20 protein-coding genes are annotated in these 25,275 nt (G+C 70.0%); 9 read left to right on the top strand and 11 right to left on the bottom strand.

The window, feature by feature from the left end; all coding sequences use genetic code 11:
* Window positions 1–153: 153 nt before the first annotated feature.
* Window positions 154–1,065 (top strand): DUF5829 family protein, encoded by a 912-nt coding sequence (locus EIZ44_RS12335; RefSeq protein WP_205673116.1) that lies wholly within the window; start codon window positions 154–156, stop codon window positions 1,063–1,065.
* 734 nt (window positions 1,066–1,799) lie between these two features.
* Here the strand turns inward: EIZ44_RS12335 and EIZ44_RS12330 are convergent.
* The 4 genes from EIZ44_RS12330 to benA are packed head-to-tail and all read right to left on the bottom strand — an operon-like array spanning window position 1,800 to window position 8,844.
* The gene (locus tag EIZ44_RS12330; protein WP_134728625.1) at window positions 1,800–4,436 is read right to left on the bottom strand and encodes a helix-turn-helix transcriptional regulator; all 2,637 of its coding nucleotides are present in this window, start codon (window positions 4,434–4,436) and stop codon (window positions 1,800–1,802) included.
* Window positions 4,437–4,465: 29 nt separating this feature from the next.
* The gene (gene benC, locus EIZ44_RS45900; RefSeq protein ID WP_134728624.1) at window positions 4,466–6,955 is read right to left on the bottom strand and encodes a benzoate 1,2-dioxygenase electron transfer component BenC; all 2,490 of its coding nucleotides are present in this window, start codon (window positions 6,953–6,955) and stop codon (window positions 4,466–4,468) included.
* Between the two features lie 12 nt (window positions 6,956–6,967).
* Entirely contained in the window at window positions 6,968–7,477 is a 510-nt protein-coding gene (gene benB / locus EIZ44_RS12320; protein ID WP_037812312.1) for a benzoate 1,2-dioxygenase small subunit, read from the bottom strand.
* Window positions 7,474–8,844, bottom strand: a complete 1,371-nt coding sequence (gene benA, locus EIZ44_RS12315; protein ID WP_037812314.1) for a benzoate 1,2-dioxygenase large subunit — start codon at window positions 8,842–8,844, stop codon at window positions 7,474–7,476. Before benA ends, benB begins: the two co-directional genes overlap by 4 nt.
* Window positions 8,845–9,073: 229 nt before the next feature.
* Here benA and EIZ44_RS12310 point away from each other — a divergent pair, with 229 nt between their 5' ends.
* Genes EIZ44_RS12310 through catC form a run of 4 tightly spaced genes read left to right on the top strand, consistent with a single transcriptional unit; the run spans window position 9,074 to window position 12,251 of the window.
* Window positions 9,074–9,982: a LysR substrate-binding domain-containing protein gene (locus tag EIZ44_RS12310; RefSeq protein ID WP_037812316.1), complete on the top strand. Its 909-nt coding sequence runs from the start codon at window positions 9,074–9,076 to the stop codon at window positions 9,980–9,982.
* Window positions 9,979–11,082: a mandelate racemase/muconate lactonizing enzyme family protein gene (locus tag EIZ44_RS12305; protein ID WP_037812318.1), complete on the top strand. Its 1,104-nt coding sequence runs from the start codon at window positions 9,979–9,981 to the stop codon at window positions 11,080–11,082. The genes EIZ44_RS12310 and EIZ44_RS12305 overlap by 4 nt, the downstream gene beginning before the upstream one ends.
* Before the next feature lie 32 nt (window positions 11,083–11,114).
* Window positions 11,115–11,957, top strand: coding sequence for a catechol 1,2-dioxygenase (gene catA, locus EIZ44_RS12300; protein ID WP_134728623.1), 843 nt, complete (start codon window positions 11,115–11,117; stop codon window positions 11,955–11,957).
* Window positions 11,958–11,972: 15 nt separating this feature from the next.
* Window positions 11,973–12,251, top strand: a complete 279-nt coding sequence (gene catC / locus EIZ44_RS12295; protein ID WP_037812322.1) for a muconolactone Delta-isomerase — start codon at window positions 11,973–11,975, stop codon at window positions 12,249–12,251.
* 1 nt (window position 12,252) lies between these two features.
* On the opposite strand, the gene EIZ44_RS12290 is transcribed toward catC, so the two are convergent.
* The 6 genes from EIZ44_RS12290 to EIZ44_RS12265 all read right to left on the bottom strand — a co-directional run bounded on the left by EIZ44_RS12290 (window position 12,253) and on the right by EIZ44_RS12265 (window position 18,631).
* A complete protein-coding gene (locus EIZ44_RS12290; RefSeq protein WP_134728622.1) occupies window positions 12,253–12,870 on the bottom strand; it encodes an ABC transporter ATP-binding protein in 618 nt (205 codons plus the stop codon).
* Window positions 12,867–13,529, bottom strand: coding sequence for an ABC transporter ATP-binding protein (locus EIZ44_RS12285; protein WP_240691275.1), 663 nt, complete (start codon window positions 13,527–13,529; stop codon window positions 12,867–12,869). The genes EIZ44_RS12290 and EIZ44_RS12285 overlap by 4 nt, the downstream gene beginning before the upstream one ends.
* Window positions 13,516–16,167, bottom strand: a complete 2,652-nt coding sequence (locus tag EIZ44_RS45895; RefSeq protein WP_134728620.1) for an FtsX-like permease family protein — start codon at window positions 16,165–16,167, stop codon at window positions 13,516–13,518. The genes EIZ44_RS12285 and EIZ44_RS45895 overlap by 14 nt, the downstream gene beginning before the upstream one ends.
* A 79-nt stretch (window positions 16,168–16,246) precedes the next feature.
* A complete protein-coding gene (locus EIZ44_RS12275) occupies window positions 16,247–17,041 on the bottom strand; it encodes a crotonase/enoyl-CoA hydratase family protein (protein WP_134728619.1) in 795 nt (264 codons plus the stop codon).
* Window positions 17,031–17,450 (bottom strand): Zn-ribbon domain-containing OB-fold protein, encoded by a 420-nt coding sequence (locus EIZ44_RS12270; protein WP_205673115.1) that lies wholly within the window; start codon window positions 17,448–17,450, stop codon window positions 17,031–17,033. Before EIZ44_RS12270 ends, EIZ44_RS12275 begins: the two co-directional genes overlap by 11 nt.
* On the bottom strand, window positions 17,447–18,631 hold the full coding sequence (locus EIZ44_RS12265) for a thiolase family protein (protein WP_043835779.1): 1,185 nt from the start codon (window positions 18,629–18,631) through the stop codon (window positions 17,447–17,449). Before EIZ44_RS12265 ends, EIZ44_RS12270 begins: the two co-directional genes overlap by 4 nt.
* Before the next feature lie 218 nt (window positions 18,632–18,849).
* Here EIZ44_RS12265 and EIZ44_RS12260 point away from each other — a divergent pair, with 218 nt between their 5' ends.
* From EIZ44_RS12260 to EIZ44_RS45890, 4 genes are all read left to right on the top strand, one after another.
* A complete protein-coding gene (locus EIZ44_RS12260) occupies window positions 18,850–19,911 on the top strand; it encodes an acyl-CoA dehydrogenase family protein (protein ID WP_134728618.1) in 1,062 nt (353 codons plus the stop codon).
* Window positions 19,912–19,913: 2 nt separating this feature from the next.
* Window positions 19,914–21,095 carry an acyl-CoA dehydrogenase family protein gene (locus tag EIZ44_RS12255; protein ID WP_134728617.1) on the top strand — a complete coding sequence of 394 codons (1,182 nt, stop codon included), beginning with the start codon at window positions 19,914–19,916 and terminating at the stop codon, window positions 21,093–21,095.
* Between the two features lie 21 nt (window positions 21,096–21,116).
* Window positions 21,117–23,492: a CaiB/BaiF CoA-transferase family protein gene (locus tag EIZ44_RS12250; RefSeq protein WP_134728616.1), complete on the top strand. Its 2,376-nt coding sequence runs from the start codon at window positions 21,117–21,119 to the stop codon at window positions 23,490–23,492.
* 376 nt (window positions 23,493–23,868) lie between these two features.
* The gene (locus EIZ44_RS45890; RefSeq protein ID WP_037812333.1) at window positions 23,869–24,795 is read left to right on the top strand and encodes a LysR family transcriptional regulator; all 927 of its coding nucleotides are present in this window, start codon (window positions 23,869–23,871) and stop codon (window positions 24,793–24,795) included.
* 25 nt (window positions 24,796–24,820) lie between these two features.
* Here EIZ44_RS45890 and EIZ44_RS12240 read toward each other — a convergent pair whose 3' ends face one another.
* On the bottom strand, window positions 24,821–25,249 hold the full coding sequence (locus EIZ44_RS12240; RefSeq protein WP_037812335.1) for a MarR family winged helix-turn-helix transcriptional regulator: 429 nt from the start codon (window positions 25,247–25,249) through the stop codon (window positions 24,821–24,823).
* Between the last annotated feature and the right edge of the window lie 26 nt (window positions 25,250–25,275).

Below are 25,275 nucleotides of genomic sequence, written 5' to 3'. Positions count from 1 at the left end.
GATTCTGTTACTAAATGTGATGCACTGTCACTGCTCCAAGTGAACTAATTTCCACTTGACCGGACAACGAGAAAGACATTCTCAGTAGGCCGTTGCGGTCGAGTTCCGCGAAAACGCCGCCGTCCGGCCGCCGCCGCCTTACTCTCCTCGGCCATGTCGAAACCTCGAAGAACCCGGACGATCCTCCAGCTCCTGGTCGTGCTCCTGACCCTGGCCGCGACCGGCACCGCACACGCGAGCGAGCAGACCTTGCTGCACTTCAACCACGGCTACGGCATCCTCGACCGCGAGACCGCCGACGCCATCGAGCATTCGGCCTACCTCAAGGACTTCGCGAACTTCCAGGTCCGCACCACCACGGGCGCGGGCGGCGAAAAATGGACCGGCCGCTACCTGATGGGCCGGGAAACCTACGTGGAACTCTTCGGTGTCGGCGACGTCCCAGGCAAGGACGGCGACCTCGGTTCGGCGGGTCTGGGAGTCTCGGTCGAACACACCGGACAACTGTCCACAGTGGTCCAGCGCCTGCACGACGCGGGGATCACGAACCCGCTGGAATTCCTGCAAACCCGCGACTTCGGCGACGGCAAGCCGGTCCCGTGGTTCAACGGAGTCTTCACCACCGACCAGTACGACACCTTCGGCGCGTGGGGCATGGAATACCGCGAGGAGTACTTCGCGGACCCGCGCAGCAACACCGGCCCGGCGCAATACCCCGGCGACATCAGCCGCAACCGGTACTTGCCGGACGACTACCGCAACCACCAGATGCGCGACGTCACCGGCATCCGCATCGGCATCACCGCACGCGACCTGGGCAACACCCTGCCCCTGCTGCGCGCCGGAGGGATGACCGTACGCCAGTTCCCCACCGGCGCCGTGGCTTTCGACGGCATGACCACCATCCGCTTCGACACGGTAACCGCAGACCAAGTCGGTTTGCGCCAACTCGACCTGGCCCTGAACGGCCCCGCTGGCACGCGGCACGTCGAGCAGCTGGGGCACTCGACTCTCACTGTCGGCCCAGGTGCGCACGCTCGCTGGACCTTCGCTATCCGTAGCTGACCCGTACGTAAGGGGACCCCTGAGGGAATCAGATTCCGTCAGGGTTCCCCTCACGACCGCTACCGAGTTGTGAGGGGCCCCTTCACGGACCGCCCTGCCCCGCCGCCGGGGTGCACCCCAATGTGGCATTGGATGCATGGGACGCACCGAACGCCACATTGGGTGCATCTGACGCACCCAATGCCACATTGGGGTCTTCACCGGAGCGCGGTGTGCGGTGGGTTCGCGGTAACGGTGTTTGTCAGGGCGCGGCGGAGAACCGGCCGACGAGCCGCGCCGGGCGGTTCCCTCGCAGACGTCAGCGGGAGCGGAGAAGCCACGCAGTCGGGCCGATGCTGCGCATCGCCGCAACGAGGCCGCACACCACAGCGACTGAGACGACCTCATCGGGGCGCTAGCCCCACAACCCCGCAGACCCGCAGCCGATGCACCCACCACCGACATCAGCCCCACACCCGCAACCGAAGCGCCCAACCATCGAGACACGAGCCTCACACCCGCAGCCGATGCACCCAACCATCGAGACACGAGCCCCACACCCGCAACCGGTGCACCCCAACGATCGAGGGCACCCAGCCCTCCCCCGCACCCCGATACGAAGCTCTCCTGCGGTTCGGGGGTGCTTGTCAAGGCATCTTTCCCGCCTTGACAAGCACCCCCGAACCGTCAGCACAATCAACCTTCGGGGTGCCCCACGCAACCAAAAGCCGATGTCGCCGCCAGGCGACGAGCAGTCACCCCTCCTCCTCGCCAGACCGCAACACAGCCAACTCAGTCCGCCCCCGAATCCCCAGCTTCGCGTAAATCCGCGTCAAGTGATACTGCACAGTCTTCACCGACAAAAACAACTCCGCAGCCACCTCCCGATTCGACTGCCCCCGAGCCACCATCCGCGCCACCGCTTCCTCCTGCGGCGTCAACGAATCCACCCCGCCCCGCGGCAAATGCACCCCACCAGCCCGCAACTCTCGCTCACACCGAGCCACATACGTAACCGCCCCCAAAGAAGCGAACCCGTCCCGAGCAGCAACCAATTGCGTATCCGCCCGAGCCCGCCGACCCAACCGCCGCAACGTCTGCCCGTAAGCGAACGCGATCCGAGCCTGGTCATACCGCAAGGGCAACCCCGAAATCATCTCCACCGCAGCATCAAACGCCGCCACCGCCCCGACATGATCATTCCGCGCCCCCAGCAACCGCCCCCGCGCGGCAGCAAGCCGAGCCCGAGCCGAAGCATGCTCCCGCTTCCCGGCTGCCCGCTCATGCGGAGCAAGAAAGGCATCCGCCTCGTCAGACCGTCCACTAAGGACCAAGGCATGCGCGTACAGATCATGCCAAGGCCAATGCCCCGGCTCATCCACCGAAGTCGGCAATGACAACCGAGTCAACGGATGCAATGCCCGCAACACTCCGGCAGAATCCGCGGCCGCCTCCGCAACTTGCGCCCGGGCCAGCAAAGCAGGAACCCGCATGATCTCGTAATCCTGCGGCCCGGAAGCACAAGCCAGCAACGCCTCCTCCGCCCGCGCCTGATCCCCGCGCAACGCGTGCACCGCGGCAGAAGTCCAATGCAGCAAAGGCGCGGTAAGCACAATTCCCGTCCGGTCTACCAGCACGAGTGCTTCCCGAACCACCCGCAGAGCGTCGTCCCATTCTCCGCTCAGGAACAACGTCCGCGCCAGCCAAGCCTGCGCCCACAAGGAAATCCGCGCCGAACCGCCCAAATAGCTAGTGGGCACAGCACTTTCCAAATCCACCCGGGCGTCGTCGATCCGATCGGTGAGCAGATTCAGCCATCCCCGCGCCATCACGATCCGCTGCGCCTGCGCACCATGCCGGATCCGCTCAGCCAATTGTGCGTAATCCCGCCGTGCTTGCTTGGCCCGCCCCGAAGCAGCGAGTCCGAGACCCCGGATCGCCGCCGCCTCCACCGCGGCCGGGGTCTCCGGCACGGCCAGCTCTAGAGCGCGATCCGCCCACCGCACGAGGTCCTCCGCCGAGTACCGGCAAAGCGCGTCAAGCACGTACCGCTGACATATCAACGCGGCCGTCTCCGGATCCCGAGAGGCGTTGACGATATCCCAAGCCCGGCTCAGCCGTCCGCCAGCTTCCGCGGCTCGACCCCGCACCACCGCCAGATAACCCAGCACCGCGTCCCGCAGCGGCGTCTCGCGCACGCTCTCGACTTCCGGAGCCAGCGCAGCCGCCCGGAAGACATCGCCAGCACCGATCAGCGCATCGACAGCCCGCGTGATCCGCGCCTGGCGCAGCTCAGCATCCTCGGTAAGCCGCCCGGCGTCGTTGAGCAGCACCGCAGCCGTCCCCCACGCCCCGGCCGCGGCTCGCTCGACCGCCAGCGCGTCGAGCCGATCCGCGACGCTCGCGTCCGGCACCGGGCTGGCCGCGACCAGCAATCGCAAGCTCCGCGCCGGATCCTCGACCAGTTCCGCCGCCCGCCGCTGCAGCTTCGACCGTCGTTCCGGACCCAGTCCGGCGAGCACCGCCGCGCGAACCATCGGATCCGGCGGCCCCACCTCGGCGAGCCCACGCGGAGCGAGTTCGACCAGCCGCGCCGCACACGCCTCGTCCAGCACCGGCAACGGATCGCCGTCGAGATCGGCCAGCGACGCCACCGACCGCACCGCCGCACCAGTGCCAAGCACCGCGGCGGCCGCGACAAACCGTTCCGCCGCAGGGGAAAGCCGCGAGACCCGTTCGCGGACCGAAACGGCGACCGCGGCCGGTGCGGGCAGATTCGGATCGAACCCCGCCCACGTCGTACGCGGAACTTCGGTCAGCAGCTGCACGACATTGCGCGGCCGGCCAAGAGTGTGGCGGCACAATCGTTCAGCCATCGTCGGGTGCAAGGCGATGCCGCGCGCCGAGGCCAATTCGGACACTTCCGCGGCGTCAAGCGGCGGAACGCGCACCTCGTCGCCGGACATCCGGGCAAGCAGCTCCAGAACGTCCGCACGAGCGCGAGAATCGCCGGTCGCGACAGTGAGCAGGACCGTCGCCCGCGTCGCCGGATGGTGTCGCAGCAACGACGACAGCGTCCGCACGGAGTCCACATCGGCCAGTTGCGCGTCGTCGATCACCACCAACGTCCCGGGCACCAGCTCCGCCGCGATCCGTCCGGCAAGCGGCAGCGGCCCGCCGTCGGTCGACAGGTCCGGGAACAGCTGCCGCAGTACGGCGAACGCGCTGTCGCTCTCCCATTCGGCCGCGGTCGCCTGGAGCACCGGTCCGGGGAACGCGTCGGCGGCGCGCCGCGCCAGCGTGGTGCGCCCGGACCCGGCCGGACCGCACAGCAGCACCGCGCGTCCTGCCCGGGACAGCAGGCCGGCCAGCTCCTCCGCCGCGGTCGTCACGGTCCTCCCCGCTTCGCCGAATCCCTCCGTCAGCCGGGATCGCCCCCGGCCACGGGCAGGACGGTGCCGGTGACGTACGAGGCCTCGTCCGAGGCCAGGAACGCGATCGCCGCGGCCTGCTCGTCCAGGGTGCCGTACCGCTTGAGCAATGACGACCCGACAGTCTGGTCGATGTGCGCCTGGAACCACTCCCGTTCCTGGTCAGTGGCCGGATCGGGGCCGCCGCGCGGAATCCGCCGCGGCGGGGCTTCGGTGCCGCCCGGCGCGGTCGCGACCACGCGGATGCCCGCGTCGGCGTATTCGAACGCCAGCGACGCGGTCAGCGCGTTGATCCCGCCCTTCGCCGCCGAATACGGGATCCGGTGGATGCCCCGGGTGGCCGCCGACGACACGTTCACGATCACCCCGCCGCCCCGCTGCGCCATCGACGGCAGCGCGGCCCGGCAGGAGAACAGCGTGGTCAGCAAGGACCGGCGCAGTTCGGCCTCGATCTCGTCCGGGCCGAACTCGGTGAACGGCTTGAACCGCAGCGCGCCGCCGACGTTGTTCACCAGCACGTCGATCCGGCCGAACCGAGCCAGCGCGGCTTCCACGACCGCCTGCGCGCCGGCCCAGGTCTCCAGGTCGGCGACCACCGCGGCGGCTTCGGGAAGCTCGTCAGCAAGGCCGCTGACCAGGCCGGACCGGTCGGCGAGCACCAGCGCGCCGCCCTCCGCGGCGATCCGCCGGGCGGTCGCCTCGCCGATCCCCTGCGCGGCCCCGGTGACCACCACGACCTTGCCCGCGAACCGCCCCGGCGACAGGAATTTCGGTCCCGCCGCCGCGCCGCCCATCGCCCGCCGGGTGGTGACCTTCGACCGTTCCGCGTGCTCGGCGACCAGCCGTCGCGCGGTCGCCCGGTCCCCGGATTCGAACGCGGCGACCAGGTCCAGGTGGTCTTGCGTGCATCGCGGATGGCACCAGGTCGCGTTGCGCAGCGTCTCGGCCATGTGCCCCTTCACGCCGAGCGCCTGATATGCCTGCAGCAGGTGCTCGTTGCCGGTGAGCGTGAACAGGTAGTCGTGGAACGCCGCGTTGGTTTCGGTGTAGGCGGCAGCGTCCAGGAACCGGTCGCCGTCCACATAGGGCACGGTCGACTCGGCGAGCAGCCGGTACCCGGCGAGCTGGCCCGAGGTCAGCCGTCCGATGGTCAGTTCGAGCGCACCCAGCTCGAGGGCTTGCCTGGCCTCGAAAACGGCGTCCGATTCGTGCACCGAGGGGTGCTCCTCGCCGATTTCGTACTCGCCCGGCGTTTCGTCGGCCGCGGGCAGCATTTCCTGGCCCGCGATCGTGCGCGCGACCCGCGCTTCTTCCGCAGCGGACAACACCGCTCCGGCCCGCAGCGGGGCCAATTCGACCTCCGGGAACAGCTCCTGCCCGGCCAGTGCGCGGCCCGCGACGAACTCCAGCTCCGGTTCAGGTTCCGGCAGTGCCGTGGCAACCGGCTCGACTGGGATCTCAGGCGCTCGAACTGGTGCCGCCAGCGCGAACTTCTCGTAGTAGAACCCGGTCGGCTCGAACCCGGCGGACGCGAAATGCCCGCGCACCGCCTCCACCATCGGCGGCGGGCCGCACAAGTACACCGCGACATCCCCGCCGTGCAGGTGTTCGTCCCGGATCAGCGTGGTCACGTAACCCTTGTTCGGCGCGGCGCTCCCCGGATCCGACACGCAGTAGTCCCAGGTCAGGCCCGGAACCTCGGCGGCGAGCTTGTCCAGCGTCGCCGTCTCGACCAGGTCGTCGTCGGTGCTGACGCCGTACACGAGATGCGCCGGCCGAGCCACGCCGGAATCGCGCATAGTACGCACAATGGACAGAATCGGCGCGAGCCCGGTGCCTCCGGCCAGCAGCAGCACCGGCCGGTCCGTCTCGCGCAGGAAGAAACTCCCGTGCGGGCCGGTGAAGGTCAATTCGTCGCCGGATTTCGCCCGCCCGGTCAGGTAATCCGACATGACGCCGCCCGGCGTGAGCTTCACCAGAAAGGTCAGCCGCTTGTCGTCCGGCGCGTTGCTGAACGAATACGACCGCGTCACCTCGGTCCCCGGGACAGTGATGTTCACGTACTGGCCCGGCAGAAACGCGAGCCGGTCCCGATCGCTGATCTCGACGGTCAGCGACATCGTCGTCGGCGAAAGCCGTTCCAGCGCGACGAGAGTTCCGTGATGCTCGGCGGCCTGCGTCTTCGCGACCGCCGACGTGCTCGCGATCTGCAGCACCAGATCGGACTTCGGCTTCATGCTGCACGGCAGGACATAGCCGCGCTCCGCCTCGTCCGCGCTCAACGCGTCTTCGAGATAAGACCCGCCCTCGTACTCCCCCGATTCGCAGAACGCCTTGCAGGTTCCGCACGCGCCGTCGCGGCAGTCGAGCGGAATGTTGATGCGCTGCCGGTACGACGCGTCCGCGACCGTCTGGTCCGCCGCACAGGTGACGAAGCGCGTGACGCCGTCCTCAAAGGACAGAGCGATCCGGTGGTTCATGACCGCCTCCGCTCAGAAGTGGTACACGTCGACGACGTGGTGGATGTAATCGTTCTTGAGCACCACGGTCTTCCGCCGGATCAGCGGCGACGGACCGGAGAAATCGACGGTGTAGAACGAAGTCCCGTAATACGGGTCGACCGTGTTGTAGCGGAAATACATCGTGTGCCAGTTGAACCGCACGTCCACCAGATCGCCGTGCCGCTCGATCAGTTCGACGTTCGTGATGTTGTGGCTCGTCCGCGGTTCCGGAAGGGACGTCGCGCTCGAGCGTTCGGTGCGGATCCGGAACACCCGGTCCTCGAGCCCGCCCTTGTTCGGGTAGTAGATCAGCGAAATGTCGCGCTGCGGGTCCTCGGTGAGCAGATCGTCGTCGCCCCAGGAAGGCATCCAGTACACGACGTCGTCGGCGTAGCAGTCCAGCCACTTCTCGAACTCGCGGTCGTCCAGGTACCGTGCCTCGCGGTAGAGGAACTGTTCGACGTCGTGCTGGGTGATGGTCTTCTCGGCGGCGGCGGTCATCGGGCTTCTCCTCGAACGGCCTGCTCGCGGGCGATCGCCGCGCGCATGGTTTCCTGCCAATACCCGTGCTGCACCGGATAAAGGCCCTCGTCCTCGTTCTTCTGCCCGGCCGACACGACCCCGTCCAGCCCGAGCGACGACGCGACCTCGTCCGGTCCGGTGAGCCAGTGCTGCGCGCCGCGGCTCATGTCGTTCCACGGCGCGGCCGTCGCGCGGAAGGTGAGCTGGCAGGACCGGAATTCCTCCAGGTCGTCCGGCGTCGCCATGCCCGAGGCGTTGAAGAAGTCCTCGTACTGCCGGATCCGCCACGCCCGCGATTCGGCGCTCTCGCCCTTCGGTGCGATGCAGTAAATGGTGACCTCGGTCTTGTCCGGCGCGATCGGGCGGAAATGCCGGATCTGCGTCGAGAACTGGTCCATCAGGTACACGTTGGGATACACGCACAGGTTCCGGGACCCGCGCACCATGAACTCGCCCTTGGCGTCGCCGTAGCGCTCCTTCAGCTCCGCCATCCGCGGCCACAGCGGCCGGTCCTGCGGGTTGCCCGCCCAGGTCCACAGGCACAGGTGCCCGTGCGGGAACGACCAGTAGCCGCCGCCGGACTTGCCCCACGACCCGGCGTCGAGGGTCTTGGTGTCGTTCGCCGATTCGCCGGTGTTGCGCCGGGCCGTGGTGGCCGCGTAATTCCAGTGCGTCGCGGTGACGTGGTAGCCGTCCGCGCCGTTTTCCGCCTGGACCTTCCAGTTGCCGTCGTAGGTATACGTGGAGGCCCCGCGCAGTACTTCAAGCCCCTCCGGCGACTGGTCCACGAGCATGTCGATCACCTTCGTGGCGTCGCCGAGATGCTCGGTCAGCGGCAGCACGTCCGGGTTGAGGCTGCCGAACAGGAACCCGCGGTAGGACTCGAAGCGGGCGACCTTCGTCAGGTCGTGCGAACCGCCGGTGTCGAACGACTCCGGGTAGCCGGCGCCGTCCGGGTCCTTGACCTTGAGCAGCTTGCCGTCGTTGCGGAAAGTCCAGCCGTGGAACGGGCAGGTCAGCGTCGGCCGGTTGTCGCGTTTGCGCCGGCAGATCATCGCGCCGCGGTGCGCGCAGGCGTTGATCAGGCAGTGCAGCTCGCCTGCCTTGTCGCGGGTGACGACGACGGGCTGGCGGCCGATCGTGGTGGTGAAGTAGTCGCCGGGGTTCGGCAGCTGGCTCTCGTGCGCGAGGTAGATCCAGTTGCCCTCGAAGATGTGCTTCATCTCGAGTTCGAAGATCTCCTCGTCGGTGAAGATCCGGCGGTTCGCGCGGTAGACGCCCGCCTCCGGGTCCTCCACCACCGCGTCCGCGACTACGGAAGCGGCGTGGTCCAGCGTCTCGGTCATGACTCCTCCAACGGGCCTCTGATCTGCACTGATCGGCTCCTGAGCAGGGCGTTTACCGCACTGTGCCAGCCCGTGGCCGCCGCCACACCAGGGCAAGACCCAGTCCTGACCTAGGGTGTGATTATTCGATTCCGTTTATCAATCGCACGTAAATCGCTCCTTGTCTTCACTCAATGCCGGAACTTACGGTGAGCGGGACCACGCGAGGAGCCGGTGAGGAGGCAGCCCGATGGAACTGCGCCACCTGCGGTACTTCGCCGCCGTCGCCGAGACCTGCCACTTCGGCCGCGCCGCCGAACGCCTGCACCTCGCCCAGCCCGCGCTTTCCCACGCGATCCGGCAGCTGGAGGACGAGCTCGGCGTCGCCCTGCTCAGCCGCACGACGCGGCAGGTGCAGGTCACCCCGGCGGGCCGGTTCTTCCTGGCCGAGGCCCAGCGGATCCTGGACGCCGTCGAGGCGGGCGCGCGCGGAGCCCGGCGCATCGCCGACGGCCGCCGCGGCCTCGCCCGGATCGGCTTCACCGGCACCGCCGCGCTGTCGCACCTGCCGCAGGTCGCCCGCGCGCTGCAGCACCGGCTGCCCGAGGTCGAACTCGAGGTGCACGCCGACCTGCTCACCGGCGAGCAGTGCGAACAGCTGCGCGACGGCACCCTCGACATCGGCGTGCTGCGTCCGCCGGTCACCGGCGGAGACCTCGACCTGCGCATCGTCGAGACCGAGCCGCTCGTGCTCGCCGTCCCGGCCGACCACCGGCTCGCGGTGGAACCGGTCGTGGCGATGAGCGATCTGCGCGCCGAAGCTTTCGTCACCTATCCGGCCAGCTATTCCGTCGTCAACGAAGCGGTCCTGCGCAGTTGCCGCGACGCCGGATTCACCCCGCAACGCGAGCACGAAGCGGCCGGCACCGCGGTGCTGCTCGCGCTCGTCGCCGGCGGTCTCGGCGTCGGCGTCGTCCCCGCGTCCGCGCGGGCGCTGCCGCTGGCCGGGGTCGTGTTCCGCGACCTCGCCGGGGCGGCCACCGTCCAGCTCGCGCTCGCCTGGCACCGCGACCGGGCCTCGGCACTGGTCCCGGCCGTGCTCGACGCGCTCGGCGAGCTGTTCCCCGTCGAAGTGCCCGTGTCAGGGAGGACACGATGAAGATCACCCGGGTGGAGGCGATCCCGTTCGCCATCCCCTACCGCAAACCGCTGCGTTTCGCTTCCGGCGAAGTGCACACGGCCGAGCACGTGCTGGTCCGCGTGCACACCGACGACGGCGTGGTCGGCGTTGCCGAGGCACCGCCCCGGCCGTTCACCTACGGCGAGACGCAAGCCGGGATCGTGGCCGTCATCGAGACCGTGTTCGCCCCTCAGGTAGTGGGCCTGAGCCTGCTCGAACGCGAGACCGTGCACGCGCGGCTCGGGCGCACGGTCGGCAACCCGGCCGCGAAGTCCGCTGTGGACATGGCGATCTGGGACGCGCTCGGGCAAAGCCTCGACGTCTCGGTCACCGAACTGCTCGGCGGCTACACCGATCGCATGAAGGTGTCGCACATGCTCGGCTTCGACGAGCCTGCCGCGATGGTCGCCGAGGCGGAACGGATTCGCGACAGCTACGGCATCACGACGTTCAAGGTGAAGGTCGGCCGTCGTCCGGTTTCCCTTGACACCGCGGTCGTTCGCGCGTTGCGGGAGCGCTTCGGCGCCGAGGTCGACCTGTACGTGGACGGCAACCGGGGCTGGACGGCCGCGGAATCCGCCCGCGCGATGCGGGAAATGGCCGACCTCGACCTGCTGTACGCCGAGGAACTGTGCCCCGCCGACGACGTGCTCGGCCGCCGCTGGCTCGTGTCGCAATTGGACGTTCCGTTCATCGCCGACGAATCCGCCGTGACCCCGGCCGACGTGACCCGCGAGATCCTCGGCGGGTCGGCCACCGCGATCAGCATCAAGACCGCCCGCACCGGCTTCACGCGTTCGCAGCGCACGCACCACCTCGCGGAGGGCCTCGGGCTGGAAGTCGTGATGGGCAACCAGATCGACGGCCAGATCGGTTCACTGTGCACTGTCGCGTTCGGATCGGCGTACGAGCTGACGTCGCGCCGTCCCGGCGAACTGTCCAACTTCCTCGACATGACCGACGACCTGCTCGCCGAACCGCTGTGCATCGCGGACGGCGAACTGGTCATCCGCCCCGGCGCCGGCCTCGGCGCCGCACTCGACCCCGGCAAGCTCCGGCACTACCGGCAAGACCGCTGAGCCGGAAACCCCCGATGGATCAAGGAGGATTCATGACTGCCACGCATTCCCCCACCGCCGCCGCGTCCGGAGCCAACGCCACCGAACGGTTCAAGAGCGACAAGCTCGCCGGCGTCGCGGGCACCCCGAAGGAACGGGTGAGCCTGCTCGCCCGCGAGGTGCTGGAGGCCGTGCACGCGACCATCCGCAAGCACAAGGTGACCTACGAGGAGTACAACGCCCTCAAATCGTGGCTGATCAGCGTCGGCGAGGACGGCGAATGGCCGCTGTTCCTGGACGTCTGGGTCGAGCACGTCGTCGAGGACGTCGCCACCGAGCACCGCCAGGGCAACAAGGGCACCATCGAAGGCCCCTACTACGTGCCGGACGCCCCCGAGCAGGGCGCCCGCGGTTCGGTCCCGACGCGGGACAACGAGCCGGGCACGCCGCTCACCTGGACCGGACAGGTCACCTCCACCACCGGCGCGGCACTGGCAGGCGCGAAGGTCGAACTGTGGCACGCGGACGCAGACGGACTGTACTCGCAGTTCGCGCCGGACATCCCGGAGTGGAACCTGCGCGGCACCTTCACCGCCGACGACGAGGGCCGCTTCGAAATCCGCACCGTGCGGCCCGCGCCGTACCAGATCCCGACCGACGGCGCCTGCGGCAAGCTGATCGCGGCGGCGGGCTGGCACGCCTGGCGTCCGGCGCACCTGCACGTCAAGGTGTCCGCGCCGGGCCACGAACTGCTCACCGCGCAGCTGTACTTCCCGGGCGACGAGCACAACGACGACGACATCGCGTCCGCGGTGAAGCCGGAGCTGCTGCTCGACCCGAAGCCCGCGGACAACGGCGAGACGATCGAGTACAACTTCGTCCTCGACCCGGCCTGATTCGATCGGAGAACCATGCTTTACCACGTGCGGATGGACGTCCGCATTCCCCCGGACCTGGACCCGGCGGTCCGCGACGCCCTCATCGCGCGCGAGAAGGAGTACAGCCAGCAGCTGCAGCGCAGCGGGAAATGGCCGCACATCTGGCGGATCGCCGGGGAGTACGCGAACTACTCGGTGCTGGACGTCGCCGACCACGACGAGCTGCACCAGATCCTGTCGAACCTGCCGCTGTTCCCGTACATGGACATCCAGGTGACCGCACTCGCGCGGCATCCGTCCAAGGTGGACTGACTCACTCGCCGACCGTCACCACCCGGTCCGCGTGCCCGGCCAGCAGCGGATCGTGGGACGCCACCACCACCGCCGTCCCGCGATCCGCTGCCCGGCGCAAAGCCGTCAGCACCATCTCGGCGTGCGCACGGTCCTGATGCGACGTCGGCTCGTCCGCCAGCAGCACCAGCGGTCCCGCCGCCAAAGCCCGCGCCACCGCGCCCCGTTGCTGTTCCCCGCGCGAAACCTCGCTCGGCAACCGATCCGCCAGCTTCGCGAGGTCCAAGGTTTCCAGCAGTTTCGACTGATCCGGCGGCTCCACCGCGGTCCGCGCGGCGAACGCGAGGTTGTCGGAGACCGTCAACTCCTCGAACAGCGCGATCGACTGCGGCACGAAAGCCAGCGCGTGCCAGGGCTGTTCCGAAACCGGCAGGTCCGGCATCGGCGGATGCGCGGTGACGGTCCCGCTGTCCGGCTTGTCCCAGCCGCCCGCGATCATCAGCAGCGTGCTTTTCCCCGAGCCCGACGGACCGGTCAGCGCGACCAGTTCGCCCGCCGCCAGCTCCAGGCTCGTGTGCCGCAGCACCGGCATCCCGCCGTGCGAACGGCTTACGTCGGACACGCTGAGCAGCGCACTCACCGGACTCTCCCGTCCACCAGCTCCACCACATCATCCGCCGCCTCGGCCAGCACCGGGTCGTGCGTCGCGACCACCACGGTCTGCCCCGACTCCGCCAGCGCGCGAAAAGCCTCCGCCACCAACCCGGCCGACGAACGGTCCAACTGCGCAGTCGGCTCGTCCGCCAGCACCGCATCCGGGTCACCAACCGCAGCGAAGGCCAGCGCGGTCCGTTGCTGCTCACCGCCGGAAAGCTGACGCGGACGGTGGCCGCGGCGGTGGTCCAGACCCAGCCGCTCCAGCAAGGCCAGGGAAAGTCCCGTGCCGCGCATTTTCGCGGCCAGCTCCAGATGTTCTTGCACGGTAAGGTAATCCAGCAGGTTGTCGACGGGATTCTGGAAGACGTAACCGATCCGCCGTCGCCGCACCGCCCGGCGCGCTCGCGCGGACAACGCGGTGACGTCGGTGCCGCCGACCTCTACCCGGCCCTCGTCCGGTCGTTCCAGGCACGCCAAGAGACGCAGCAAGGTCGATTTGCCGGAGCCAGAGGGGCCGACCAGCGCGGTGATCCGGCCGTGTGCGGCGGCGATCGACACCTCGTGCAGAGCGGTCAGCGAGCGACCGGCGGTGCGATAGCTGTGCGTCAATCCGGTACCCCGGACCGCATCAGGCAGTGTCACGCAACACCTCCGAAGGCAGTGCCCGCGCGGCCGCGCGTTGGGCCGCATAAGTAACGACAAGCGCGACGACCACCGCCGCGAGCAGCAATTGCCCACCCGGTCCCCACGGCACCGGGATCACTGTGCCGGGCGGCGTCGCCGGATCGAGGTCGTAACCCTCGTAAGTCACCGAGACCGCGACGGCCGCGAACCCGACGCCCAAAGCGAATCCGGCCGCCAGCAACCCGCCGACCTCGTACGCGAGCGCTCGCCAATGCGCGCCCGAGGTGATGCCCATCCGTCGCAAGAGGACATACGCTCCGCGCCGCGCGCGAGCCCGGGCGTTGAGATACAACAACAGTCCAATTAGGACTACCACACCGACCAAAGCGGACACTGCGGTCAAGAACGCGAAGGTGTAAGTGACTCCGCCGTACACGCCGTGCGCGGTGACGTCGGTCGCGCGGCTCACTGTCCCGGCCGGAACCCCGGCTTTGCCCAGTTCCGGCAGCACTTGCGCTGGATCGCCGCGCGCCCACAGCTCGCGGTGCACGCTCTCTCCGGCGAACTTGGCGAGAATGTCCTTGCGCAGCAGCAGTTCCGGGAACCCGGCGCTCTTCCCGGGCAGCTGCGCCACCGTGATGACGCGCAACGGCAGGTCTTTGCCGCCGATGCTCAGCGTCGCCTGCGCGGGTGCGTCCGGGACCCCGGCGATGATGCCGACCGCATTGTCGCCGGACAGTTCGTCCAGCAGCTCCGGCAGGGTCGGCCCGCTGAGGTGGTCGTCCCAGAACGCGGCTGAGCCGAACGTCGCCGGGTCGACGCCGAGCACGTTCACCGTCTTGCTGCCCAGGTACGCCGAGTCGTAGCGGTCGACCAGCGCGGCTTGCCCGGCGAGGCCGGGCGGGATCGCGGCGGGGCCGGTCAGATGCACCACGACGTCCGAGCCGACCACGAGCTGACCCTCGTCGGCGAGCGTGCGCTGGACGGAACTGGTGACGGTGGTGGCGAAAATCGACAGCGCCACCGGTACCGCGGTCGCCCCGACCAGCACGGCTGCCGCTGCGGGGGCCGAAGCCAGCCGCCGCCAGGCCAGGAACGCCACCGCGCGTTCCCGCCGCACCGCACGCACGCGCGGCAGGGTCAGCCGCACGATCCGGGTCACCAGCATCGCCAGGCCCAGCACCAGCAGCAACGGCACGACGATCAGCCGCGGCGGGATCCGCGCGACCGAGCCCGCCTGGCCGAGCCCGGTCTGCGTGCCGTCGCCGAGCGCGAAGTAGCAGACCACGGCGGCGACCAGCGGGAGGATTTCCCACGGCAGATGCCGGATCCGCGACGTGCGCGCGTCGAACATCGCCCGCGTGCGCAAGACGACCGACCCGGCGATCCCGGCGAGCGTCGCCAGGAACGCCACCGCCGCGCCGCCGATCGAAAAGCCGAGTGCGGACGACGTCACCAGCGGGCTCGGCCCCAGCGCGCTCACCAGCCCGCGCGCGGCGAACCAGCCGCCGACCGTGCCGAGCAGTGCGATGGAACCCAGCTCCAGCAACGCTTTCCCGGCCAGCGCACCCGGGCCCGCCCCGCGCGCGGACAGCACCGCGAGCTCGGCCCGGCGGCGTTCGACCCAGAACGACCCGACCGTCGCCGAAATGACCAGCCCGGTCAGCGACCCGGCGACGCCGATCGGCACGACCGTCGCGGCGAGCGAGGATTCGACCTGGTCCGCGCGGTCCGCGATGGCGCCCAGCGACGACGTGAACTGCATCCGGCCGCGCTGCGCGAACAGTTCGGGAGTGTTTTCGGTGCGCTCGCGCACCCGTTCCAGCCCGGCGATCGTGTCGGGCGCGTTCGCGGTGGTCAGCCCGTTCTGGTCGACCGAGGCTTCGAGCATGCTGCCGACGCCCGAATCGGCCGGGGTCAGCCCGAACAGCGCGTCCCGCGACACGAATCCCACCGGGAAGACCGGAGCCTCGCTCAGCGGATTCGGCCGGTACAGCGGCTGCAGATGGCACCAGAACGGCTGGTCGGGCAGCTCGCGCAGGTCGCGGTACACCGCGGCGACCGGCATCGTCGCCACCGGCGCTCCCGGGGGCACCCCGGTCCGCGGGCTCCAGCCGCCCTGGATCGCCACCTGGTCGCCCGCGTGCAGCCCGCGCGCCTGCGCGAACTGGCTCGGCACCCAGATCCCCTGGCCCTTGCCGCCCTCCAGCACCTGCAGGTGCGCGGCGAAATCGTCCTGGGCGACCAGCCACATCGCGGACTGCTCGGGGTTCGGCGAGCCCGGCCGGACCGGGTTGACCTTCGCGCTGCTGGTCAGCGTCGACCGCACGCCGGACAGCCGCGGCACCTCGCGAGCCGCGTCCCGGGCGACGGCGAGCCGGGCGTCGTCGAGCGCCTTCCCGGTCGGTCCGGTCGCGCCCGGGTACGGCTGGGACATCGGCAGCCCGCCGGACCACTCCGCGCCGACCGCCCACTGGCACGCCCGGCTCATCTGGTCGTGCAGCGTCGCGTTCCCTGCCGACGACAGGAACAACGCCACTGCCGCGGCGGGCAACGCGACGAGCACCGCCGCCGCGATCGCCGCCACGACGACCGCTGGTTGCCGCCACCCCGTTTTCGGCGCCCGCGTCCACGGCGTCGCCCCCCACCCGCGCATCTGCCGAGTCTGCCACGATCTCGACCCCGGCGGGTGCCGGTCGATGCGCACAGAGCGCGTTTTCCCGAGTACAGAACGCTTACTTCGCCTGCCAGACCGGCGCGCGCTTCTCGACGAACGCCAGGGTTCCCTCGCGGACGTCCTCGCTCGTCATGACCCCGACGGCGTTCTCCCGAGTGTTGTCCCAGTCGCTGTCGTCGGACGCGATCGCACCGTCCACAATGCCCAGTGCAACGCGTTTGCTGGCCTGCACCGCGAGCGGCGCGTTCGCGGCGATCTTCTCCGCCAGCGCCAGCGCCTCGGTCAGCACGTCGGCGTCCGGGACGACGTGGTTCACCAGCCCCAGCGCCGCCGCGCGGGCGGCGTCCAGGGGTTCGCCGGTGAACATCATCTCCATCGCGATCTTCTGCGGGATCTGCCGCGGCAGCCGGAACACCCCGCCCGCCGCGGCGAACAGGCCGCGTTTCACCTCGGGCAGCCCGAATTTCGCCGATTCGGCCGCCACCACCAGGTCGCTGGCCAGCGCGAGTTCGGTGCCGCCGCCGAGGGCGAATCCGTTCACCGCGGCGATCGTCGGCTTGGAAATCGGGTGCCGCACGTAGCCGGCGAAGCCCCACTCCTCGTGCCCGGGCGCGGCGAGCGATTCGCCCCGCGACACGGCTTTCAGGTCGGCGCCGGCGCAGAACGCGCGCTCCCCGGCGCCGGTCAGCACGACGACGCGCGTTTCCGGGTCCTGTTCGGCCCGGTCCAGCGCGGTGCCGACGAGTTCGCTCAGCTCGGCGTTGACCGCGTTCATCGCGTGCGGCCGGTTGAGCGTGACGACCAGGACGTGTCCGCGCTGTTCGACAAGCGCGGCCGGGGCGTCAGCGGGCATGACCGTCCTCCTCCGCCGGTGCGAAGACCGGCACCTTCTCGTGGTCAGATTCGGGACCGGAGGGCACGAACGCTGCCCGCACCGGCAGCTGCCAGAGGTCCGCGTCCGGGTCGGCGTCGAGCCGGCACCACCACCACGGTCCCTCGGCCAGCTCCACGATGCCGACGACCACGCGCTCCGGCTCGCCGCCGTCGCGCGCCCGCTTGTGCACCACCGACCACGACACCACCGTGCCGGTTCCGGCGGCGGCCGTCCACTCCAGATCGTCGTCGGGGTCCGGAACCGTGCGCGGGTCCAGGTACTCGCCGGTGCCGCGCCGCCGCAGCAGCCGGAACTCGCCGACCGCAGTGCCGTCGAAGAACGCCGCGGACTCCTCGTCGCGGGCGACTGGGTTGATCCGCACTGTCATGCCTCCGTTCCGAGCACGAGCGTGCTGTGGTGGTCCAGAATGCCGCCGTTGCCCGAAACCAGCACGGTGTCGTGCTTCGGCACCTGGCGTTCGCCGCCCTGGCCGCGGGCCTGGATGATCGCCTCGGACAGCGGCGTCATGCCCCACAGGTAGTAGGACGACAGCTGGCCGCCGCCAGTGTTGACCGCGAGCTTGCCGTCCGGGCCGAGCATGCCCGGCGTCGCGACGAACTCGCCGCCTTCGCCCTTGCCGCAGAACCCGTAGTCCTCCAGCGTGAGCAGCGCGGTGAAGGTGTAGCAGTCGTAGATCTCGGCGACGTCGATGTCCTCGATGGTCACTCCGGCCATCTCCATCGCCGCCGGGCCGGACTGCGCCGCACCGCTCACGAGACCGAGGTTGTCGTTGCGGCGGAAGGAATTGCCCGGGTGCGCTTGTCCCCAGCCCAGCACCTGCACCGCGGGCTGGGCGAGTTCTTTCGCCCGCTCGGCGGACGTCACGATCACCGCCGCACCGCCGTTCGACACCAGGCAGCAGTCCAGCAGGTGGAACGGTTCCGCGATGAACCGCGACGCTTGATGATCCGCCAGGGTGATCGGATCCCGCAGCTGTGCCAGCGGGTTCTTCGCCGCCCACGCGCGCTGCGCGACCGCGATCGCGCCGAGTTGTTCGCTCGTGGTGCCGTAAGTCTTCATGTGCCGTCGCGCGGCGAGGGCGTAGAACGAGTTCGGCCCGGCGAAACCGCTGGAGCCCAGCAGGCTTCCCCAGCCGGTCGGGGTCGTGCGCCGTCCGCCGTAGGCCGCGCCGGTCGCTTTTCCCTCCTTGAGCGGCGCGTCGGCGAAGACGCAGGCCACGGTGTCGGCCATGCCCGCTTCGACGGCCATCGCGGCGTACTGCACCATCGCGCCCGCCGTCGAGCCGAACGCCTGCATCTGGGTGAACAGGCGCAGGTCGCGCAGTCCCAAGTCGACTTGCAGGCTGAGGTCCACGCCGGGCGTCGTGCCGGCGGACACCAGCAGCCCGTCGATGTCGGACAGCCCGATCCCGGCGTCCGCGGCTGCCCGCCGGACGGCCTGCGCGGCGAACTGCCGCGCGCTCGGACCGTAGACTTTCCCCAGCTCAGTGAGCCCGAGACCGGCGATTGCCGCCCTCCGGCGCGCCGGGGTCTCCCGCCTGCTCGTCATCATCGCACTCCGTTCCCGACCGGTGGTCGCACCTCCACGTTCGCATCCCGCTGACGCGGCGTAAACGACCGGTCGGGACACCGGCAGATGTGCGCCCGCGACACGTGCGCCGATGTCGCTCCCGGAAACCTGCCGGTGTCGGAATCCGTGATGTACATCGCGGATTTCCGCGCCCAGCATGGGAATCGAGACCCGACGACGGGAAAGGCGGTCCGGCGATGGCGATCAGCGCCGCGGAAACCGAACAGCTGCGGGAGGCGGTGCGCGACCTGCTCGCGGACCGCTGCACGGAGTCCGACGTACGCCGCGTGATGGCGAGCGACTCCGGTTACGACCCGCAACTGTGGAAACAACTGGCCGAACTGGGATTGCCCGGCCTGCTGATCGCGACGGAATACGGCGGAGTCGGCCTGGGCGCGGAAGAACTCGAAGCGGTGTCGGAGGAAATCGGGGCGGCGCTGCTGCCGTCGCCGTTCCTGTCCAGCGCGGTGCTGACCTCGACGCTCATCGACGCCGCCGGGTCCGAAGAGGACAAACGCCGTCTGCTACCCGCACTGGCCGACGGATCCTCGATTGGGACCGTCGCCGTCAGCGCCACCTGGACGCCCGAAAGCGTTGCGGTGCAAGCAAACGGAACTCTCACCGGGACCACGCCCTATGTGACCTTCGGCCAGGTTGCCGACGTCATTCTCGTGGTGGCTCGCACCGGCGACGACATCGGCATCTTCGAGGTCGCACCCGACGCGTCGGGTTTCACTCGCACCGCGGAGTCGGTATTCGACCCGACCGTGCGGCTGTCCCAGTTCACCTTCGCTGATACACCAGCGCGACGAATTGGTACTGCAGGCTGGGAAGCCGTGCAAAAAGCCTTGGACGTCAGCGTGATCGCACTCGCCGGAGAACAAGCAGGCGGTGCCCGGCAGATTTTCGAAACGACCGTCGACTACCTCAAAACCCGCGTCCAGTTCGGCCGCGCGATCGGCAGTTTCCAGGCGATGAAGCACCTCGCGGCGGACCGGCTCCTGGACGTCGAATCCGCGACGTCGGCCGCCCGGCACGCCGCGGCCGACGGCAGTCCCGGCGCGATCGCGCTCGCCGGGTTCGCCTGCGCGGAAGCGTACGAAACCGTTGCTCTGTCGGCGATCCAGATGCACGGCGGGGTCGGCTTCACCTGGGAACACCCGGCGCACCTGTACCTGCGCCGCGCCCGCTCCGGCGCACAGCTGTTCGGCGGCTCGCGGCTGCACCGGGAGCGCTACCTCGTCTCGAAGGGGGCCTGACCATGATCACCGTCGATCAACTCCGCGAAGAAGTCCGCGCGTGGCTCGCCGCCGAATGGACCGGGCTCGCCCCGGCCGAGGATCGCTGGAGCACCACCCCGGAACGCGTCGCGTGGCTGGAAAAGGTCGTCGCCGCCGGATACGCCGTGCCGACCTGGCCGGTCGAATGGTCCGGCCGCGCCTACCCGGCCGAGCTAGCCGACGTGATCGCGGCGGAGTTCGACGCCGTCGACGCACCCGGCGCCCGCCAGGACAAATACAGCATCCCGGCCAACACCGTCCTCGCGTTCGGCACCGAAAAACTCAAGAACGACCTGCTGCACGACGTCCTCACCGAACGCTCTCGGACCTGCCTGTTCTACAGCGAACCCGGCGCGGGCTCGGACCTCGCCGGCGTGCGCACCACCGCGGTCCGCGACGGCGACCGCTGGATCGTCAACGGCCAGAAAGTCTGGACGTCCGGCGCGAAAACCGCGGACTACGCGCTGCTGATCGCGCGGACCGACTGGGACGTCCCGAAGCACAAGGGCCTGAGCTACTTCGTCGTGCCGATGCACCAGCCCGGCGTCGACATCCGGCCGCTGGTGCAGATCACCGGCGAAGCGCACTTCAACGAGGTCTTCCTGACCGACGTCGAAATCCCGGCGGACTACCTGGTCGGCGAAGAGGGCAAGGGCTGGCGCGTGCTGCAGACCGCGCTCGCGTACGAACGCTCGATCATGGGCGACGGCGCGCGTGCCTCGCGGCACGGTTCGGTCGCCGACGACCTCGTCGAACTGGCGCGGGAACGCGGCCGCCTCGCCGACCCGGTCATCCGCGACAACCTGGCCACCGTGCTCGCGTTGCGCGAACTCAACGCGCTGAACAACGCCCGGGCGAAAGCCGCGGCCGAACAGGGCACGTCAAGTTCGGTGATGTCGCTGGGAAAGCTCGCGATGTCCGGCATCCTGCACGCCGAAGGGCGGCTGCGCACCGCCATCGCCGGTCCGGAAACCCTGCTGGCCGGGGACGAGAACCCGGTCGCCGACGACGTGAACTTCCTGGCGCTCAACGCGTTCTTCACGTCCATCGGCGGCGGCACCGACCAGATCCAGCGCACGATCATCGCCGAACGCGTCCTCGGGCTTCCCAAGGAACCCGAGATCGACCGCGACCTGCCCTTCCGCGCCGTCCGCCGCAGCTGAGCCCCGAGGAGGCTGGTTCCCTTGCCCGACACCTACGACCCGCCGCTGTCCGGGGTCCGCGTGCTCGATCTGTCGTCCGGCCCGATGACCGCGACGGCACGGCTGCTGGCCGATCTCGGCGCGCGCGTCACCCGGGTCGTCCTGCCCGGCGTCACCGACGAACGCACCACCGGACCGGTCGTCGACGGCGTCGCGATCGGCACCGCGATCGACCGGCACGGCTTCGCCCACGCCACCGCCGAACCCGGCTCGCACGGCTGGGAACAGCTGCTGGCCGACGCCGACCTGCTGATCGAGACCACTCCGCCCGGTTCGCGCGCCGAAGAACTGCTCGACGTCCCCGGCCTGCGCACCCGGCATCCCGCGCTGGTCGTCCTGTCGATCAGCGACTTCGGCCGCGCCACGACCCGGCGGCACTGGCAGGCCACCACGCCGGTGTTCCACGCGCTGACCGGCGAACTCTCCCGGTCCGGCATCCCCGGCCGCGCGCCGCTGCTGCCGCCCGGCGAACTGCCGTACCACGTCGCCGCCGCGCAAGCCGCGTTCCAGGCGGTGAGCCTGTACCTGGACCGGCTGCGCACCGGACGCGGCGACCGCATCGACCTCGCCGTCCTCGAAGGGGCGATGCAGGCGCTGGACCCGGCGTTCGGCATGGTCGGCAGCGCGGCCGCAGGGGTGCCGTTGAGCGACCTCCCGCGCGGACGCACCGAAGAACGCCACCGGTACCCGATTTTCCCGTGCCAGGACGGGTACATCCGGATCTGCCTGCTGTCGCGGCGGCAGTGGCGCGGGATGTTCGCGTGGATGGGCAGCCCGGCCGAATTCGCCGATCCGAAGTACGACCAGGTGCGCGAACGCTACGCGTCGCCGGACCTGCTGCCCGCGATCGGCCGCTTCTTCGCCGATCAGACCCGCGCCTCGCTGGAGTGCGAGGGCCAGCGCCACGGCGTGCCGACCGCTGCCGTGCTCACGCTCGCCGAAGCCCTGCACACCGACCAGCTCGCCGCACGCGGGTTCTTCCGCGACACCGAACTGTCCCCCGGACTCGTCGCGCCGGTCCCGGCCGGAATCACCGAGATCGACGGCCACCGCGCCGTCGCCGGCCCCGACACCGGCGCACGCGTCACCGCCGCGCCGATCCTCGCGGGACGCTCCCGGCGCGGCGAAGGACGTCCGCTGGAGGGAATCCGGGTCCTGGACCTCGGCGTGATCGTGGTCGGCGGCGACACCGGACGGCTCTTCGGCGACCTCGGCGCGGACGTCATCAAGATCGAGAACTCGGCTTTCCCGGACGGTTCCCGCGCCGCGCTGCCCGGCCTGATGTCGCACGGTTTCGCCGCCGGGCACCGCAACAAACGCGCCATCGGCGTCAACCTGCGCGATCCGGAAGGCCAAGCGCTGGTGCGGCGACTGGTCGCGCAGTCGGACGTCGTGCTGACCAACTTCAAACCCGGCGTCATCACCTCGCTCGGGCTCGACCGGGCCGCGCTGTCCGAGGTGAACCCGGGCATCGTCGTCGTGGACAGCTCCGCCTTCGGCCCGACCGGCCCGTGGGCCGCCCGGCTCGGCTACGGCCCGCTCGTGCGCGCCGCGACCGGACTCACGAGCGAGTGGATCTATCCGGGCGAACCGGGCACGTTCAGCGACGCCGTCACGGTCTATCCGGACCACGTATGCGCCCGGATAGGCGCGCTGGCCGCGCTGGCCCTGCTCGTCCGGCGCGAACGCGACGGCGAGGGCGGGTCGGTGAGCGTCGCGCAGTCCGAGGTGATGCTGAGCCACTTCGCGGACCGGATCGCCGCCGAAGACCTGGCCCGCCGGGGCCACCACCTGACCGAACCGGCCCACGACGCGCCGTGGGGCGTGTTCCCGACCGCCGGCGACGACGACTGGCTCGCCGTCACGGTACGGAACGACGCGGATTGGGGTGCGTTGTGCTCGGTGCTGGACCGCCCTGACCTGGCTGCCGACCCCGGTCTGGCCACCCGCTCCGGCCGCGCCGCTTCCCGGACCCGGATCGACGCCGCGGTGACCGAGTGGACGGAGCGGCATTCCCCGTTCGAGGCGATGGATCTGCTGCAGGCCGCGGGCGTTCCGGCCGGGGCGATGCTGCGGGCGGGTGATTTGCCGGAGTGGGAGCAGTACCGGGAGCGGCGGGTGTTTCGGGAGGAGTTGCATCCGTGCGCGGAGGAGCCGTACGTGCTGGAGAACGTGCAGATCCATGCCGCGCATGTCGCCGATCCGCCGACGGGGCAGGCGCCGTTGCTGGGCGAGCAGACGTTCGAGATCGCGGCGGAACTGCTGGGGTTGGGGGTCGCGGAGACGGCTGGGTTGGTCGCTCGCGGGGTGTTGGAGGCGCCTGAGGAGCAGGGCGGGCGGGCTGCTCGCGCCGGGTGATTTCCGGCGGGGCGAGCTTCGAGGCGAACGTTTGCTTCCCGCGAAGCCGCATCCGACGCCTCGCCGATGCTGCCGCCCGAGGATGCGGCGGGGCCGAGTGCCCGCCTGGCAGTCCGCCGCCCCAGGCCCGACGGAGCCAAGCGAAAGCACCCCGCCACGCCACAATCCGCCCGGCCGCTCGGCGAACCCGCCCCAGCCCCTCGCCGAGTGGCCAGGCACCCCAGAATCCAGCGGCCCGAACGAAGCCGCCCCGCCTAGCCGCCCAGCAACCCGCTAACCCGGCCCAGCCACCCCGGAAACCCGCCCGGCGCCCCGCCGAACTTCGCTCCCCGCCGTATGATCGCCGCAACCCGCTCGCCTCGCTGGACATTGGACGATGGAGATCGATTTCACCCGGCTGAAGTACTTCGTCGCGGTCGCCGACGAACTGCACTTCAAGCGCGCGGCGGACCGGCTGCGGATCACCCCTCCGCCGCTCAGCAAGCAGATCAAGCTGCTCGAACGCGAGCTCGGCGGGCCGCTGTTCGAGCGGCACTACCACGAGGTCCGGCTCACCGCGCTCGGCCAGGCGCTGCTCGGCCCGGCGCGGGCGATCCTGCGCCAGGTCGACGACCTGAAGGACATCGCGGCCGGAGTTCTCGAGGACGGCACGCCGATCCGGGTCGGGGCCACCGCGTACGCGCCGTCGGATCTGCTCGAGGACCTGGAAACCGCGGTCGGCGGGCTGGCCGCTCCGGCGACGTTCGAGGTCGCCGGTTCCGCCGCCGAGGTCACCGCGAAACTCGTGTCCGGGCATCTGGAGCTCGGGCTGATCCACCTGTCGGTCGAGGATCAGCGGCTGCGCGCCCGCACCGTCGCCGAGTACCAGGGCGCGATCGCGGTCCGCGCGGACGATCCGCTCGCCTGCCGCGACCTCGTGCACATCGAGGAACTGCGCGACCGCGAGGTGGTCATCGACTTCGCCCGGCCGAACCCGGTCATCCTCGCCGCGCTGACCAGGAGACTCGCCAAACGCGGCGTCCGGAACATCGTGCGCGCGGTCAGCGGGCGCGGCGGCGAACTCGAAATGGCCGCGCAGGTGTTCAACCGGCGGCTGGTCGCGCTCGTGTCCTACGCGCCGGCGTCGTTTATCGGCCGGATGTTCTCGCCGCCGGAGTTCAAGCTGGTCCGGATCGACGAGGACGGCTGGGAACCGAGCAGGCTCGCGCTCGCCTGGGCCGCCGACCGCGCCGCCGGGCCGCCCCGTCCGGCCGACCTCGCCGAGGCCCTTTCCGCGAAACTGGGCCCGATCCGCCGCGGCTGAGCCGGGTCCGTCCACAGTGGACCGGTCAGGACTCGACGAACCTGCTCAGCAACCGCCCGAACTCGGCCACGTCGCGGCTCGGCCAGTCGCGCAGCCGCTCTTCGAGCCGGTTCCGTTGCGCCGCACGGGTAATCGCCAGCGCGCGATGCCCGGCTTCGGTCAGCTCCAGCCGCTGCCTGCGCGAATGCCGCGGGTCCGGGCTGCGCACCAGCAGCCCGGCGGTCTCCAGTTCCGCCAGCTGCCTGCTCACCGTCGAGGGGTCGAGCCCGTACTCCTGGGCGAGATCCGCCGCGTGCGCGCAGTCCGCGAGGTCGATCGAGGACAGCATCGTGTACTGCACGAACCCGAGCCCCTCGTACAGTTCGTTCGAGCGCACCCGCGACCCGCGGGAAAACAGGATCATCGCGCGGTGGATAGCGTCCAGGGCATCGCCGTCGCGGTCTTCTCCCGGCATGTCCCCGCATGCTAGAGATGCACCAT

This window comes from Amycolatopsis nivea (assembly GCF_004522235.1).
GTDB classification, from domain to species: Bacteria; Actinomycetota; Actinomycetes; order Mycobacteriales; family Pseudonocardiaceae; genus Amycolatopsis; species Amycolatopsis nivea.
Note: the sequence above shows the minus strand (reverse complement) of the source record. Positions and strands in the feature narration are given on the sequence as shown.

What these genes read in the sequence shown, in the direction of transcription:
- EIZ44_RS12275 (WP_134728619.1), bottom strand. Translation starts at nt 17,041, where the DNA reads ATGCCCGCTGACGCCCCGGCCGCGCTTGTCGAACAGCGCGGACACGTC.
- EIZ44_RS45890 (WP_037812333.1), top strand. Translation starts at nt 23,869, where the DNA reads ATGGAGATCGATTTCACCCGGCTGAAGTACTTCGTCGCGGTCGCCGAC.
- EIZ44_RS12260 (WP_134728618.1), top strand. Translation starts at nt 18,850, where the DNA reads ATGGCGATCAGCGCCGCGGAAACCGAACAGCTGCGGGAGGCGGTGCGC.
- benA (WP_037812314.1), bottom strand. Translation starts at nt 8,844, where the DNA reads ATGACCGAGACGCTGGACCACGCCGCTTCCGTAGTCGCGGACGCGGTG.
- EIZ44_RS12305 (WP_037812318.1), top strand. Translation starts at nt 9,979, where the DNA reads ATGAAGATCACCCGGGTGGAGGCGATCCCGTTCGCCATCCCCTACCGC.
- catA (WP_134728623.1), top strand. Translation starts at nt 11,115, where the DNA reads ATGACTGCCACGCATTCCCCCACCGCCGCCGCGTCCGGAGCCAACGCC.
- EIZ44_RS12265 (WP_043835779.1), bottom strand. Translation starts at nt 18,631, where the DNA reads ATGACGAGCAGGCGGGAGACCCCGGCGCGCCGGAGGGCGGCAATCGCC.
- benB (WP_037812312.1), bottom strand. Translation starts at nt 7,477, where the DNA reads ATGACCGCCGCCGCCGAGAAGACCATCACCCAGCACGACGTCGAACAG.
- EIZ44_RS12240 (WP_037812335.1), bottom strand. Translation starts at nt 25,249, where the DNA reads ATGCCGGGAGAAGACCGCGACGGCGATGCCCTGGACGCTATCCACCGC.
- EIZ44_RS12310 (WP_037812316.1), top strand. Translation starts at nt 9,074, where the DNA reads ATGGAACTGCGCCACCTGCGGTACTTCGCCGCCGTCGCCGAGACCTGC.
- EIZ44_RS45895 (WP_134728620.1), bottom strand. Translation starts at nt 16,167, where the DNA reads ATGCGCGGGTGGGGGGCGACGCCGTGGACGCGGGCGCCGAAAACGGGG.
- EIZ44_RS12270 (WP_205673115.1), bottom strand. Translation starts at nt 17,450, where the DNA reads ATGACAGTGCGGATCAACCCAGTCGCCCGCGACGAGGAGTCCGCGGCG.
- EIZ44_RS12255 (WP_134728617.1), top strand. Translation starts at nt 19,914, where the DNA reads ATGATCACCGTCGATCAACTCCGCGAAGAAGTCCGCGCGTGGCTCGCC.
- catC (WP_037812322.1), top strand. Translation starts at nt 11,973, where the DNA reads ATGCTTTACCACGTGCGGATGGACGTCCGCATTCCCCCGGACCTGGAC.
- benC (WP_134728624.1), bottom strand. Translation starts at nt 6,955, where the DNA reads ATGAACCACCGGATCGCTCTGTCCTTTGAGGACGGCGTCACGCGCTTC.
- EIZ44_RS12335 (WP_205673116.1), top strand. Translation starts at nt 154, where the DNA reads ATGTCGAAACCTCGAAGAACCCGGACGATCCTCCAGCTCCTGGTCGTG.